Annotated in this window: 17 protein-coding genes and 1 tRNA gene; 5 read left to right on the top strand and 13 right to left on the bottom strand. The window is 35.2% G+C overall.

Going from position 1 to position 14,732, the window contains the following annotated elements:
- Positions 1–15: 15 nt before the first annotated feature.
- The 3 genes from ACVWM0_RS03410 to ACVWM0_RS03400 all read right to left on the bottom strand — a co-directional run bounded on the left by ACVWM0_RS03410 (position 16) and on the right by ACVWM0_RS03400 (position 2,285).
- On the bottom strand, positions 16–1,239 hold the full coding sequence (locus tag ACVWM0_RS03410) for an FtsW/RodA/SpoVE family cell cycle protein (RefSeq protein ID WP_476473229.1): 1,224 nt from the start codon (positions 1,237–1,239) through the stop codon (positions 16–18).
- Entirely contained in the window at positions 1,223–1,531 is a 309-nt protein-coding gene (locus ACVWM0_RS03405; RefSeq protein WP_476473228.1) for a DUF1507 family protein, read from the bottom strand. The genes ACVWM0_RS03410 and ACVWM0_RS03405 overlap by 17 nt, the downstream gene beginning before the upstream one ends.
- A gap of 145 nt (positions 1,532–1,676) precedes the next feature.
- The gene (locus ACVWM0_RS03400) at positions 1,677–2,285 is read right to left on the bottom strand and encodes a superoxide dismutase (protein WP_476473227.1); all 609 of its coding nucleotides are present in this window, start codon (positions 2,283–2,285) and stop codon (positions 1,677–1,679) included.
- Between the two features lie 174 nt (positions 2,286–2,459).
- On the opposite strand from ACVWM0_RS03400, the gene ACVWM0_RS03395 reads away from it, so the two are divergent.
- Entirely contained in the window at positions 2,460–3,266 is an 807-nt protein-coding gene (locus ACVWM0_RS03395; protein ID WP_476473226.1) for a DUF1189 domain-containing protein, read from the top strand.
- 20 nt (positions 3,267–3,286) lie between these two features.
- Here the strand turns inward: ACVWM0_RS03395 and ACVWM0_RS03390 are convergent, their stop codons facing one another.
- From ACVWM0_RS03390 to mltG, 7 genes are all read right to left on the bottom strand, one after another.
- Positions 3,287–3,574 (bottom strand): HesB/YadR/YfhF family protein, encoded by a 288-nt coding sequence (locus ACVWM0_RS03390; protein WP_476473225.1) that lies wholly within the window; start codon positions 3,572–3,574, stop codon positions 3,287–3,289.
- Positions 3,575–3,656: 82 nt separating this feature from the next.
- Complete coding sequence (locus ACVWM0_RS03385; protein ID WP_476473224.1) at positions 3,657–4,322, bottom strand: potassium channel family protein; 666 nt, start codon at positions 4,320–4,322, stop codon at positions 3,657–3,659.
- 28 nt (positions 4,323–4,350) lie between these two features.
- A complete protein-coding gene (locus ACVWM0_RS03380) occupies positions 4,351–4,983 on the bottom strand; it encodes a response regulator (protein ID WP_476473223.1) in 633 nt (210 codons plus the stop codon).
- On the bottom strand, positions 4,980–6,056 hold the full coding sequence (locus ACVWM0_RS03375) for a sensor histidine kinase (protein ID WP_476473222.1): 1,077 nt from the start codon (positions 6,054–6,056) through the stop codon (positions 4,980–4,982). Before ACVWM0_RS03375 ends, ACVWM0_RS03380 begins: the two co-directional genes overlap by 4 nt.
- Positions 6,053–6,784: a cell wall-active antibiotics response protein LiaF gene (gene liaF, locus ACVWM0_RS03370; protein WP_476473221.1), complete on the bottom strand. Its 732-nt coding sequence runs from the start codon at positions 6,782–6,784 to the stop codon at positions 6,053–6,055. Before liaF ends, ACVWM0_RS03375 begins: the two co-directional genes overlap by 4 nt.
- Positions 6,785–6,926: 142 nt before the next feature.
- Positions 6,927–7,397, bottom strand: coding sequence for a transcription elongation factor GreA (gene greA / locus ACVWM0_RS03365; RefSeq protein ID WP_476473220.1), 471 nt, complete (start codon positions 7,395–7,397; stop codon positions 6,927–6,929).
- A gap of 176 nt (positions 7,398–7,573) precedes the next feature.
- The gene (gene mltG, locus ACVWM0_RS03360) at positions 7,574–8,806 is read right to left on the bottom strand and encodes an endolytic transglycosylase MltG (RefSeq protein ID WP_476473219.1); all 1,233 of its coding nucleotides are present in this window, start codon (positions 8,804–8,806) and stop codon (positions 7,574–7,576) included.
- 197 nt (positions 8,807–9,003) lie between these two features.
- Here mltG and ACVWM0_RS03355 point away from each other — a divergent pair, with 197 nt between their 5' ends.
- The gene (locus tag ACVWM0_RS03355; RefSeq protein ID WP_476473218.1) at positions 9,004–9,342 is read left to right on the top strand and encodes a zinc ribbon domain-containing protein YjdM; all 339 of its coding nucleotides are present in this window, start codon (positions 9,004–9,006) and stop codon (positions 9,340–9,342) included.
- A gap of 85 nt (positions 9,343–9,427) precedes the next feature.
- Here the strand turns inward: ACVWM0_RS03355 and ACVWM0_RS03350 are convergent.
- Positions 9,428–9,500: transfer RNA gene (locus ACVWM0_RS03350), tRNA-Thr, on the bottom strand.
- Between the two features lie 173 nt (positions 9,501–9,673).
- Here ACVWM0_RS03350 and ACVWM0_RS03345 point away from each other — a divergent pair.
- Positions 9,674–10,192, top strand: a complete 519-nt coding sequence (locus ACVWM0_RS03345) for a TetR/AcrR family transcriptional regulator (RefSeq protein WP_476473217.1) — start codon at positions 9,674–9,676, stop codon at positions 10,190–10,192.
- 72 nt (positions 10,193–10,264) lie between these two features.
- Entirely contained in the window at positions 10,265–10,801 is a 537-nt protein-coding gene (locus tag ACVWM0_RS03340) for a P-loop NTPase family protein (protein ID WP_476473216.1), read from the top strand.
- Positions 10,802–10,833: 32 nt separating this feature from the next.
- On the opposite strand, the gene ACVWM0_RS03335 is transcribed toward ACVWM0_RS03340, so the two are convergent.
- Both ACVWM0_RS03335 and recJ read right to left on the bottom strand, forming a co-directional pair.
- Positions 10,834–11,346: an adenine phosphoribosyltransferase gene (locus ACVWM0_RS03335; RefSeq protein WP_476473215.1), complete on the bottom strand. Its 513-nt coding sequence runs from the start codon at positions 11,344–11,346 to the stop codon at positions 10,834–10,836.
- Complete coding sequence (gene recJ / locus ACVWM0_RS03330; protein ID WP_476473214.1) at positions 11,343–13,667, bottom strand: single-stranded-DNA-specific exonuclease RecJ; 2,325 nt, start codon at positions 13,665–13,667, stop codon at positions 11,343–11,345. The genes ACVWM0_RS03335 and recJ overlap by 4 nt, the downstream gene beginning before the upstream one ends.
- Before the next feature lie 156 nt (positions 13,668–13,823).
- Here recJ and ACVWM0_RS03325 point away from each other — a divergent pair, with 156 nt between their 5' ends.
- Entirely contained in the window at positions 13,824–14,705 is an 882-nt protein-coding gene (locus ACVWM0_RS03325; protein WP_476473213.1) for a polysaccharide deacetylase family protein, read from the top strand.
- Positions 14,706–14,732: the final 27 nt, after the last annotated feature.

The raw sequence follows: 14,732 nt of genomic DNA, 5'->3' as shown, positions 1-14,732 counted from the left end.
TTTCCTCCTAAGTATCTATCTACTTTCTATTAACTGCTTTGATTCTAATTGCATGTAGTACTGCTTCTTAGCTCGTTCCATTTTTTTGTGCTTTTCATCTGCACTTATATTCAATACCATACCAATTCCAATGGATAACGTAATTAAACTAGAGCCACCTTGGCTAAGAAATGGGAACGTGACACCTGTTAAAGGAATAATTCCCAGCACTCCACCTAAATTAATAAAGGTTTGAATCAGTAACATACCACCAATACCAATACACATTAAAGAATTAAATGTGCTTCTTGAATTAATTCCTAATACAAAAATTTTAACAATAAGATAAAGCAAGATTCCTAATATAATAAGGGATAATATCAGACCTAATTCCTCCACAACAATCGAAAACATAAAATCGGTTTGTGCAGCGGATAAAAAGCCTTTTTTCTGGATACTGTTGCCAATCCCTCGACCAAACCAGCCCCCATTTTTAATGGCATAATATGAATTAATCATTTGATGTCCATCCCCTAACGGATCAATGAAGGGGTTAGAAAAGGTTCTAAAGCGATGGTACACGTATTGGAATCTTCCTGGAAAGATCACTCCTTTACTAAGTACAATCATCTCAATCGCAAGAAACGCTGCAACAGCTCCACCACCAATAGCAAGCATTGTATACATGTAATTAATCCCACTTGCAAAAAACATAATACTAGCCATCATAACTAGAATAGCAGCCCCACCATTATCTGGTTGAATGAGCACAAGTATGACTAAGATACTAACAATAATAAACGGTTTAAGAGTCGCCGTTTTGACATCTTGTTGTATCATGTGCTGTTTTTTCGATAAATTATATGCCAAATACCAGACAATAATAATTTTTAAAAACTCAATAGGTTGTAAGCTAATTGGACCAAGTCGCAACCAACCGTCCGCTCCTCCTCCAGATACTCCCAGATTAGAGAATTTAGTTAACACAAGCATGCCACTAATCCCTAGGGTAGACACGGTAATAAAGCGTTTATTCTGAAAAACAGATGTTTTCATTTTATAAATAAATGCCACGCAAAGAAGTCCCACTATAAAAAAAGCAGCTTGCCTTATCGCATCTTTGGCAGGATTCATTCCAGCAGATGCTAATTTAGCAGAGCTTGCACTATATACCATAACAATCCCTAAAATCGATAAAATTAAATAAGGGACCAGAATACTATAATCTAAATAAAATCGTTTCTTAATTTTTCTTTTCATATTGTTCTGATTCCATCTCATTTTTTTCAGAATATATAGTAGCATACACATCGTTTAATTCTTGCTCTAATTCAATGACCATTTGTTGTGCCACATCTCGGTCAATAATACCAATACGTTGGGCATATTCTACTTGTTTTGAAAAACCAAACATATGCGTATCAACGACTTCTTCAAAGGCTCGACATTGTGTAATGCATTCATAATTTTGTTGATTCGTTATTAATTGTTTTATTTTAAATGCCTCACGTTCTAATATCTCGATGGCATTGTTTTTAGATATTTCTGTCACTTTTAAGCCCCCCTATTTTCTTTCTCATTATAGCATAATATGTTTGACTTTTTGACTACCTTCTTATATCTTTTCTTCTAATATGCTCAATTTCTTTTTATATTCAAAAAAAGAAGAGACCTCTAGGCCTCTTCTAAAAGATTTATTATTTAGCTGCGTCGTAACGTTTGTTAACTTCATCCCAATTAATAACATTAAAGAATGCTTTAATGTAATCAGGTCTCACGTTGCTATATTTTTTGTAGTATGCATGTTCCCATACATCTAAACCTAATACAGGTGTTTTACCTTCTGTTAATGGTGAATCTTGGTTTGGTGTTGACATGATTTCTAATTTTCCATCAGTAACTACTAACCAAGCCCAACCTGAACCAAAACGTCCTGTCGCTGCTGCTGTAAAAGCTTCTTTAAACGCATCATAACTACCAAATGCACTCTCAATAGCTCCTTTAATCGCTCCTGTTGGCTCTCCGCCAGCATTTGGTCCCATGATTTCCCAGAAAAAGCTATGGTTTGCATGGCCACCACCGTTATTACGTACTGCTGTACGAATATCTTCTGGTACACTTGCTAAATCAGTTACTAATTCTTCAATCGTTTTTTCGCCTAATTCAGGATGTTTTTCAATCGCTGCATTTAGGTTCGTTACATATGTGTTGTGATGTTTGTCATGATGTAATTTCATTGTCAATTCATCGATATGTGGTTCCAATGCATCATAAGCATAAGGTAATTCTGGTAATTTGTATGTCATAATTAAAAAAGCCTCCTAATATATTTATCATATTATGAACGATTTAAATATATCATTATCTAGGGATAAAGACAAAGAATTGAACTTAGTCTCTCATTTAAAACAGGCTTTGCTTGTTTTATGTTCAAAAAAACGCTAGAATAAACTGAAATGCTATATTTTAAAGGAGTGCCTATGAATACATATAAAATAATCAAAGCGTCCATTAAGACGCCTTCAAGCTTACTAGAGGCCCGTCAGAAAAAGGGTGGTAAGATATTCTTACTAATGTTGTTTCTCTCTTTTATTCTGAGTTTGCCCGTTGTTTACCAAGCAATGAATATTGTAAACTCTATCAAAAATGACGGGGACCAAATTATTCAAAAATTACCAGAATTCTCAATTCAAGAAGGGCACCTTGTCACAAAAGAAAAAGACACAGGTTTTATCTTCCAAACGGATTCTATGATTTTCACCTTTGATCCAGATGGGAAACGAAACAAACAAGATGTTGAAAGTGATTCTGTTGGTAATGCCATGATTGTGGCATTAATGTCAGATGAATTAATCCTGTCACTTCCAACATTTAATAGTACAACAGATGTATTTGATAATAATACCTTTGTATTACCTTACAGCACACCCCAATTACAACACTTAAACAACACTGTTATGGTAGATATTTTCGAAGGTAAAAACAATGTGGTTGTTTTTCTAATCGTGGTTATCAGTTCAATGATTATGCTCTTTCTTAACCTTTTGATTGATCTCCTTCTCTTATCCTTTTTTGCTAATATTTTTAGTAAATTTAGAATGGTTGGTCTACGTTTGAAAGATGTGTTTAAGATTATGGTCTTTGCAGCAGTCTTACCAACTATCTTTACTACTATTTTACAATTTATTTTCCCTACTTTCCCTGTTAGTTCAATTAATATTGCTCTAACATTGATTGTGTACCTTAATGTTTTTCCAAAACCAAAACGACCTAAAAAAAATGAGTAAGCCTTAGGCTTACTCATTTTTTATTGATAAGTATATGTTGGTTCTTTTAATTTATCATCTATGTCTACATTCAAATGATAGTTACCGAAAAACCATTCATCTGTCTGTTCGATGAAATAAGTTATGCCATTTAATTCTTTTTCAATCATTGGTTTGTTAGGTCCAGTTATTTCAATTCCTGTTGACATACCAACATGTACGTTAGTAGCACCACCGTATTTACCGAAAATACGTAAACTATCCCCTTTTGATAATTCTAATTCATTCTCAAACCATGCTTGAGCTTTCTCTGTCACAGTTAATTCCATCTTTTTTCCTCCACCCTTATTCGCAAATCATGGTTATTGTAACATACTAATAAAAAAAGCAATGAGAAATTTGCTCATTGCTTTAAACATTCATCTTATCATCTAAATAATCCACATCTTGATTATCTCCAACCACAAGCAAAATATCGCCTTCAATAATCAATTGTCCTGCAGGTGGGGAAATGATTAATTCTTTTTTTCCTCTGCGAATCGCAACAATTGTTAAATTATAATTTTGACGGAAATTGACTTCTTCAATGGTTTTATTGTAGAATTTTTTATTGGTTACCATGACTTCAGCCAATGAATAATCTTCCGATAATTCAATAAAGTCTAACATATTATTAGACGTTAACTTATGACCTAAACGAATTCCCATGTCTCTTTCAGGATGGACTACCATATCTGCTCCTACCTTATCTAACACGCGAGCATGGTATTCATTTTGAGCTTTTGCAGTAATTCTTGGAACGCCCATCTCACGAGCCATTAACGTTACTAATATACTCGCTTGAATGTCCTCTCCAATAGCCACAATGACATGATCAAAATTGCGTAACCCTAAAGAACGTAACGTTGCCTCATCTTGGGCGTTCGCTACAACAGCGTGAGTAGCTATGTTCATGTACTCGTTGACACGATCTTCGCAACTATCTATCGCTAATACTTCCTGATCTGATTCAATTAACGTTCGGCAAACACTTCCACCAAAACGTCCTAAACCAATTACTGCAAATGACTTTCTCATTTTAACTTAGTCTCCCTATCCTTATAATCTATTTAACAATACCATGTTTGAATGCATAAATTGCAGCTTGTGTTCGATCTTCCACATCTAATTTAGATAAGATGTTAGACACATGGGTTTTCACGGTTTTTAATGTGATGAATAATTCGTCTGCTATTTCTTGATTGCTTTTTCCTTCAGAAATCAGTAATAAGATCTCTTTTTCTCGGTTTGTTAAGTCTTCATGTAGAATATGTTCTTTAGGTTTAGATAACCTCTCCATCATCTTGTTCGTCACTTCAGGTTCTAATACCTTGTTGCCCTGATGAGCCGATCGAACGGCATTGGCAATGTCTTTAGCAGAAGATGTTTTTAATAAATAACCCGCTGCCCCTGCTTCGATGGCAGGATACACTTTTTCATCGTCAATAAAACTAGTAACAATAACAATTCTTGCTTCTGGCCATTCTAATAATATTTTTTTAGTAGACTCTATCCCATCCATAACATCCATTACTAAATCCATCAGAATCACATCCGGTCGAAGCGCCAAGGCTTTTTCATAACCTTCTAGACCGTCTTCAGCTTCTCCAACCACTTCAATATCTGGTTGTATCGACAGGTATGACGATACACCTAACCTAACCATTTCATGGTCATCAATTAATAATACTTTAATCATGATTCACTACACTCCCCTAGCACAGGTACTTTAATTTCGATACTTGTTCCTTGTCCTTTAAAGCTAATAATACGACACGTTCCACCCATACCAGCAGCACGTTCACGAATATTATTTAGACCATAACTTCCTACTTTTTCTTGGCTCATATCAAACCCCTTACCATCGTCTACAACTCTAAGTAAGACTGATTGGTCAATACGCTTTAAATACACTTCTAAAGTATTAGCTTTGGCATGTCTTAGTGTATTTGATAATAGTTCTTGAACAATCCTAAACAAATGGTCTTCAATAGAACTTGCCACTGTAATGTCTTCAACTTCCCAAACCAAATCGATATTGATTTTCGTTTGTAATTCATTCAACAACATTTCGATGCCTTGTTTCAAACTCTTTTCTTCTAAGTTAATGGGTCTCAAATGAAGTAACAATGCTCTCATTTCTGATTGAGATGTATTTATTATATCCGATATAACCGTAACTTGTCTTTCAATAAGTTCAGGTATGTCCATCTCAACAAGTGTCTCATTTAACGTTGATAACATCATCGTTGCAGCAAACAATTGCTGACTAACAGAGTCATGCAATTCTCGGGCAATTCTTTGACGCTCTTGTTTGATTAATTCTTCTTTGGATTCTCCTTCTACCAATTGCGGGTAGCTATTAAGTTCCTGTACTTCCTTTGACAATTGTATCATTTTTTCGTTAATTTTGTAGACGTCTAATTCAATTTCTGGGATTGTCATCAAACTATTAGGGTCTTCCATCCGCGGTTTTAAATCGGGATGATCATAACTACCAGAAGCAACTAAGTGAAGCTGCTCTTCCAAGTGCCCGTAAGTTCGTTTATTAATAACATACATAATGCCAATCGCTATCCCACTCACTGTTAAAGCGATAATCACAACGTAAATGATGATGGGAATATGAAACATTCGCGTTGTAAGTAATTCTGACATCCAACGCTTTTGATTTTTAGCATAAAAATAACTATATAAGGTGAGGATTAGAACCATAAAGGTCAAAATAAAGGTGTATAAAAATAAGAGAGGTCGTCCCATCTTTGACATCATATTTGAATCACCTCAACATCACCAAATAAAGTGTTTGTGATTACTTTAAGTCGTCTCGTAGCATCATCGTAATCCTGACTATATAATTTGATGGATTCATTTTTTAACTGATAGCTTTCATTTTCAAATGATACCTGACCCACCATGGTAGAATGTTCTAACATAACACCTATCCCTGTAGGAACAAGTAATCGTGTTCGACCAAACCCTTTACGAATAATGACCACATTATCATCTTTAGGTAATAAGGTGTTTCCTAAATCAATAATAGTATCTCCTGAAATAATGGCCATGTTAATATCATTCCATTCGTATGTATTACTGCCAAATCTTTGGCTACCAATCCACTGACGTTTAAATCTTCGCCCCGCTTTAGGCTCACTTGACGTGGTTTTTACCATGACCATTTGTTTTTTACGCCAAGGTGCACTTTCAAACAAACTGATGCCTGATACTTCCACCCCTTTTAGACCAATAAACAGAACACCAATCACTAACATTAACCAGACAGCTGGACTACTTAATAAACATAAAGTGAGTACAACTAAACTAGCAATCTTCTGAAATTGGTTAAATGAACTTTTTCGTTTCTTTTTCATCACATAAATTAAATTAATAATGGAAAAAACCAAAAACATCAAAATAGGAACGTTATCAATTAATTGATAAATCGCCCATATGAATAGTAACGCTTCTACTACAATAAAAAATCGCCATGAGCTTTGCATATTATTCGCTCCTTACTTTTTTAGGGATTATTTACCTTTAGTATAACTTATGTCGCCTTTAAAAATAAAACCACATAAGATGGAATCTTAACTAGGTCTTTAGACCTAGATGAAAAGAAAAAGCTATGCGATGAGCATAACTTTAAGAAATTTTTTGAATTTTTACTTCCATGTTACCACCTGGTGTAGTAATCGTTACTACATCATTTAATTTTTTTCCTAGTAACGCTTTAGCAATTGGTGAATCATTTGAAATTTTACCTGAAAATGGGTCTGCTTCTGCACTCCCTACGATAGTATATTCTTCATCTTCACCATCTGGTAATTCAGCAAAGGTTACTGTTTTACCGATAGACACTTCATCTTTTGCTGAGTTATTGCTATCAATAATTTCTGCAAAACGAATCATTGTTTCTAAAGTTGTAATACGTCCCTCAACGAAAGCTTGCTCATCTTTAGCTGATTCATACTCAGAGTTCTCTGACAAATCGCCAAAGCTTCTCGCTATTTTTATACGTTCAACAATTTCTTTACGTTTGACAGTTTTTAATTCTTCTAATTCAGCTTCAAGCTTTTCTTTACCTTCTAAAGTCATTGGATAAACTTTTTCCATCTTGAATTCACTTCTCCTTAAAACTCTTTAATAGTCTTGTTTAAAAAAATGATAGCTTTCCCAGTTAGTACTGGAAAAGCCTCATACTTTAACATATCTCAAAGATTAACATGTTACTCTTAAAAAGTAAACTATCTTTCTGATATTTTTATCATAGATTTAAAACATATATTTATTTATTGTTTATCATCTATGTATTTTTCTTTCAATCTTAGATGTTCCTCGTAGTCTTTTGCATAATAGACTTTTCCAGTATCCACATCTGCTAAGAAATAAATATTGTCATTCGCTTGTGGGTTTAACACGGCCATTACAGATTCTTCTCCTGGATTATTAAATGGGCCAGGTCCTGTGCCTGGGTGCACATATAAATTGTAAGGAGAATCGATTAATGTGTCTGCTTCTGATAACATGACTTTGTGTTCGTTCATTGCATAAAGGACAGCAATGTCTGATTGTAGAGGCATATCTATTGCTATACGATTGAAAAAGACTTGTGCAATCTGTTGACGATCACTTTGGCTTACGCCTTCTTTTTCAACTAAAGATGCCAATGTTAACGCTTCTTGTACCGTTAATTTTTTCTCTTTTAATGGTTCATACAAAGGTGTCATCACTTGGTTTGTTTTGGCAATCATTTGCTCTACTATGTTAGTTAATGGCACATCTTTATAATAATTATACGTTGCAGGATATAAATAACCTTCTAAACGGTAACGCACCTCTTTTGCTTCTTTAGCGCTTGTTAGTAGGTCTGGATATTTTTCAACCATTTCATTGAAGAAAGCGTCATCTTCCATAACATCCATAAAATCTTTTTTCTTCAAATCTGTGTTCTTTTCCATAAGATCAGCAATTTGTTCGACTGTGTAACCCTCTGGTATGGTTATTTTAGCATCTGCTAAGGCTTCTGGTTCATCCGTTCCACCTTCTTGAAGATTCTTTGTAATCTCATCCAAAGTCATACTTGGGGCCATTTGATAAAAACCGGCTTGGAAATCAGTGATATTATTCATTTTCACATAATATGAAAACACTAAGCCACTTTTGATTACTTTGTCTTTTTCTAAAATTTGCCCGATGTTCTTACTATTACTTCCTATTGGAATTTCCACTTGAACTAAATCAGTATTTTTGGGATCTAATGGTTTTAGGCTTGATTTAAAAAAGTTATAAAACGAAATACCTGCAATCACTAATGTCACCACTAAAGCTGACGTAATAATCAATACTATTTTTCGGACCATGTTATTTTCTTTTTTACGAGTGTCATATTTTTTACTCCGACTTCCTGTTGGCTTCACAGGCTCTTCCATTGTCTTCTCTGTCGTATCGTCCTGGTTATGTTCCAATGTATCGGACTCAAACCCTTCATCTTCACGAGGAATGTCATTGTTTCGTTCAGTCAAAAAAAGGTCCTCCTTTATCTATTTTTTCCATAAGCTCTTATCATTATACATGATTATTAAAAAAATCAAAACACCTATTACTTAATCTTAACCGGTCTTTATGACTTTTCTGTGTTCTCCTCTTTAAATTAGCTTCCTATTTTATAATCTTTAAGGTAAACTAAGTGTATCAACTATTTTTAAAGGAGATTAATTATATGTCATCATTACCTAATTGCCCTCAATGTGCCTCAGAATATACTTACGAGGACCGCAATATGTTCGTTTGTCCTGAGTGTGCCCATGAATGGACAGGTTCAGAAGAAACGGCTGAAGAAACTGGGCTAGTTGTAAAAGATTCTAACGGTAACCTATTACAAGATGGTGATAGTGTCACAGTCATTAAAGATCTTAAAGTCAAAGGTGCAAGTAACCCGATTAAACAAGGTACCAAAGTGAAAGGGATCCGTCTTGTAGAAGGAGATCATGATATTGATTGTAAAATCGATGGTTTTGGTCCTATGAAATTAAAATCTGAATTTGTCAAAAAACTATAACCAACTTTAAAAGATTTAACCACTGGGTTAAGTCTTTTTTTAATACAAAAAAAGTATCTAATCTAAAAAGATTACATACTTTTTAAGCCACCTAGCAGGATCGAACTGCTGACCTTTTGCTTACCATGCAAACGCTCTACCTACTGAGCTAAGGCGGCTGATAGAATTACAAATAATAGGATACCGTGTTTAATGTCTTTTGTCAACTGAGTCTAACAAATGACTCTTCAATTGATAGAATACATCTCTAGTGATATAATTGGCTATCACTGTTTTTTAGGAGGAAATAACAATTATTAACCACAAACAGTCTAAGAAAGACGATATTCTCGTGGCTGCAACAGAGCTATTAGCGATGAAACCAACCGCCACCTTGAACGATATCGCACAACATGCCAACATTGGTATTGCCACTTTGCATCGCTACTTCAAGACCAGACACCAACTCATGATTGATATTGCAACTAAGACTATTAACGAACTGGACGAACAATTAATTCAATTTCCAATCCATGACATAACGACTCAAGAAGATTTAGAAGATTTTTTTTCCAGATTGATTCCTTTAGGTAGTAATATTTTCTTCTTAGAAGTGCTATTTTTTGACGAAGATATTCCAGGAATTAACCAAGATTCTAACTCTGCCCTTGTCCATCTCTCCGAACTGGTGCAACGATTAATTGATATTCACTTATTTGGAACAGAGCTTCCCTTTGATTGGATGGTTTCTGCTATTTATGATTTAATTTATTCCATTTGGCGAGAAGTGGCTCTTGGTAATCTAGGTAAAAACCAAGCACCTAAAATATTAACTCAAACCGTACTTAATGCCTTTTCCAGTAGGCAATAGTATCTCACCTTGTAATATCTTCTTGTTTATTGTACGCTTAACAAATAGAGACTAAATTGGAGACTGACTGTCATGAAAATTAGAATTATCGGGTACGCTGGCAGCGGTAAAACATCCCTTGCCATTAAATTACAAGAAATTTACCAAATTCAAGGTATTTCTTTGGATGATTATCTCAAAATAAAAAACAAAGAGCAACGGTTTCATGAGTTAAATCACCGACTGAAGGAATTGGATCATTGGATTGTTGAAGGGGTCCAAGTAAGTCAATGGACAAAACAAAGTTTTAGAGAAGCAGACCTTGTCGTGATTCTTGATTACCCTATTTATATTTGTCAGTATCGTGTGTGCAAACGAGCCATTCGACAGTTTTTTGAAAAAGGTCGGACTCTCGCACAACGTCAAAAAGCACTTAAAAGAATGTTTAAACTATTTAAATGGAACCATCGTTTTAAACTGAGATTACCAGACATCAAAACCAATTTATACTCTCAATCTGCTAAAGTCATGATATTAGAAGAACCTTCAGACGAATATCGATTACATGATTACTTAGAGGCAAGTCATCCAACTGCTATAAAAAAGAAAAAGAGAAAAAAAAGAAGATAACTAGGCTAGACTGCCGTTATCTTCTTTTTTAATTAAAATTCCATCAATGCTCTGATGTCATAACCTTCAATTTTGTTACGACCTTTAAGGTCCATTAGTTCAACTAAAAAGGCACATCCTACGACTTCTCCGCCTAATTGCTCAACTAATTCAATCGTTGCAGCAATCGTACCTCCTGTTGCTAATAAATCATCACAAATAATGACTTTTTGCCCTGGTTGGATGGCATCTTTATGTAAAGTTAAACTCGCTGTTCCGTACTCTAGCGCATAATCAACTTCAATCGTTTCTCTTGGTAGTTTGCCTTTTTTACGGGCTGGGGCAAAACCAATACCTAGTTCGTATGCCACAGGACATCCGATAATAAAACCGCGTGCTTCTGGTCCAACGACCATTTCAGCACCACGTTCTTTAGCGTATTCAACAATTTGGCGTGTTGCTTCTTGATAGGCTGCTCCGTCACCCATTAAAGGTGAAATGTCTCTAAATACGACACCTTCAGCTGGATAATCTGGAATGCTTGCAATATAATCTTTTAAATTCATCTGCTTTCCTCCTGTTGTAAAACCCATTGTTCGACTTGTCTTATATCACTATAGACAAACAATTTTTCCATTTCTATTCTTTTTAAATACAATTGGTACTCATGACTCTTGGTTAATGGTGTTGTTATGGGACTCTCAACTTTACTCATTAAGCCATCCTCTATTGTAACAAATCCTAACTCAAAAAACACTTTTATCATAAAAATTAACGTATTTTTTTTAATTTTTAAAAATTGTGAAATATCCGTTAACTTGTATCGAATATCAATTTGAGTTTGCTTAGCAATCAGTTTAAATAGCTTACCAAAGTCATCTCTTCCTGGCATACCAGTTAAATACAATTCTTCTTTGGCTTGTCCCATAAAGTAATACCTAGAGCTTGATAGCTCTTTAAAGACATTATACCCTTCTTCTTCCGTATTTGGATAGTCTACAATCACAATATCTTGATACTCATTAATTTTAGCATAACCTTCTTCGATTAATTGTTTCACATGAAAAACAGACGACGTCTCTGGTAATGCTTGTTTTAGATTATTCTCATTAAAAACAACAAAAGCAGAGTGTTGAGCTACTTCTAACATATCATCCATGTGTTTTCCTCTAAAATCAAAACATTGGAGGTCACTAATTTGATAATCTTCTAACATCAATTGAGGTTTTTTGTTCCCATTCCATTCGTTCACAGACAACTGGCCCATCACACTAAACTCCTTAGCGCTCTCAAACTCACTAATCTGTGCCCCTTGTCCAAAAGCAATACAATCCAAAGAACTATCCTTTGTTGCTAATTGTCCTTTAAGATGCGTATTATCAGCACCTATCCGTTTCATGTTTTTTGCAGTAACATTTTGGATAACAAAATGAGGGACTGGGTTATCTGTTCCAAAAGGATCTAATTTCCCTAAAGTTTCTATAAAAGGAACGTTAATATCTGCTATTTCCAACACACCATCAATAGCAATCACTTCTTTTTGTTCTTCTGTTAGTCCTCTATTCACAAGTTCCTGATCTAATAAAGATTGAATAGGTGCTAACTTACTCTCTTCAAAAGACAGTCCTGCTGCCATGTGATGACCACCAAATGACGTCAATTCTTCTTTAACTGTACTTAGTAATTGGAATAAATCAACGGATTTAATGCTACGGCCTGATCCTTTGACCATACCTGTATCTTTTTGAGACGTCAGAACAAGGGTTGGTTTATTCGTTTCTTTAACAATACGACTTGCAACAATTCCTAATACGCCTTCATGCCAGCCCTCTTTTATCAAAATTTGAATAGGATGAGTCTCTAATTCCCTCACCATCTCCAAAGCTTCATTCGTAATCTCTTTAACGATTTTTTGTCGTTCTGTGTTTTGTTGTTGGATGAATATAGCTAACGTATCTGCTTCTTCTTCATCAAAAGTAGACAATAATTCCACACCAGGGCTTGCGTCACCTAACCGGCCAATGGCATTCAAACGAGGAGCCAAGGTGAAGCCAATCAATTCAGAACTTGCTTTGGTTAAATCGGCTTTTGAGACTGATGCTAGCGCTAATAGACCCACTCGTTCCGTCTGCTTCATAATATCTAAGCCCATTTTAACGAGCGTTCTATTTTCATTCGTCAACGATACCAAATCAGCAATCGTCCCAATCGCAACTAAATCTAGACTTTCTACAGGAATATCTCCTAATAAAGCCGTTGCTACCTTAAACGCTACCCCCACACCGGCTAAATCACCAAAAGGATAATTCCCCATAGGATGACGTGGATGGATAATACTGAAAGCTTCTGGTAACGTATCTGGCATCTCATGGTGATCTGTTACAATAACATCAATGCCTTTTTCTTTAGCATAAGCAATGGCCTCATGTCCACTCACACCGTTATCCACAGTCACAATCAATTGAACCTGTTCTTCTTCAATAAAATAACGATATTTATCAATATTAGGCCCATAGCCATCTTCAAAACGATTAGGAAGATAATAAGAAACATTACCACCAATCAATTCAATGGCTTCTTTCATTACCGTAGTACTCGTAATCCCATCCGCATCATAATCCCCATATATTAGGATGGTTTCATTATTTTCTACAGCAGATTGAATCCGTTGAATTGTTTTTTCCATATCATATAGCAAGTAAGGGTCATGTAAAGAGGACAATGATGGGCTAAAAAAAGCGTGTAACTCCTCTTTGGTTCTCACTTGTCTCTCCCAAAGTAATGGAGCTAGATGACTATCTAGATGTAATTCTTCTAAAAAAGAAAGAAGCACCGCTGCTTCTGTCGCCTCTGGAGTGACCTGCCACTCATATTGTGATTGTTTCAAATTAACACTCCTAGCCTTTATTTTATGTTTCTTCTGTCTTTTCCATACCCAATCACTATATCATATTTTAAAATCTCGGACAATTTATGACCCATCTTAGCATTGTGAAAGTCATAAAAATTTGGTATCATTTGACTATTATTAAGGAGTGAAACAATGAAAAATAAATGGCTATGGGCTTTATTTATTGTCCTATTCGTTGAAGCAATTGCTTTAGGATATTATTTCTTACAAAAAAGTCCAAACACACCAACAACAGACATCTCCCTTGTCTCAGAACACGTACAAGAAACTCAAACAACCAATACTAGTACAGACCTGTCAATTGAAGCACAAGACATTGATACCTCCCATTGGTTGACCTCTGAAGACGAGATCAAGTTCCCTATTCTGATGTATCATAGTCTGACAGAAAGTGAAGGCAATACATTAAAAGTACCACCACATGAATTCAAAGAACATTTGGCCTGGTTAAAAGAAGAGGACTACTACATGTTAACCCCTGAAGAAGCTTACTTAGTTTTAACAGAAAACAAAAAACCTGCTGAGAAAATCGTTTGGGTCACTCTTGACGATGGGTATTTAAATAATTACACGGAAGGATTTCCCATATTAAAAGAACTAATATCTCATGCTACCATCAATTACATTACTTCCAAACTTGGATCTGATTCTTATTTTAGTTTGGACAATATGAAAGAAATGGACAGAAGTTCTGAGGTATCCATCGAAAGTCATACCGTTTCTCATCTTGATTTAAACACTCTGTCAGATGAACAAATAACAAGTGAACTGAAAGAATCTAAAGAATGGTTGGAATCGGAACTAGATAAGACCATCTCTGTCCTTTGCTACCCCGCAGGACGATACGATGAAAGAGTGGAACGCATTGCAGAGGAAACAGGCTATCAGATGGCTTTAACAACAGAACCTGGTTTAGCCAGTGCTTCAGATGGGTTATATGCCTTAAAACGCGTCCGTGTGGAACCTGGTATGGATAAAGAGGCTTTTGGCTACTACCTATCTAGTTACTACTAATAAAAAAAAGTGAGGTCCTTAAAGGAT

The organism is Vagococcus sp. 211 (assembly GCF_056322705.1).
Note: the sequence above shows the minus strand (reverse complement) of the source record. Positions and strands in the feature narration are given on the sequence as shown.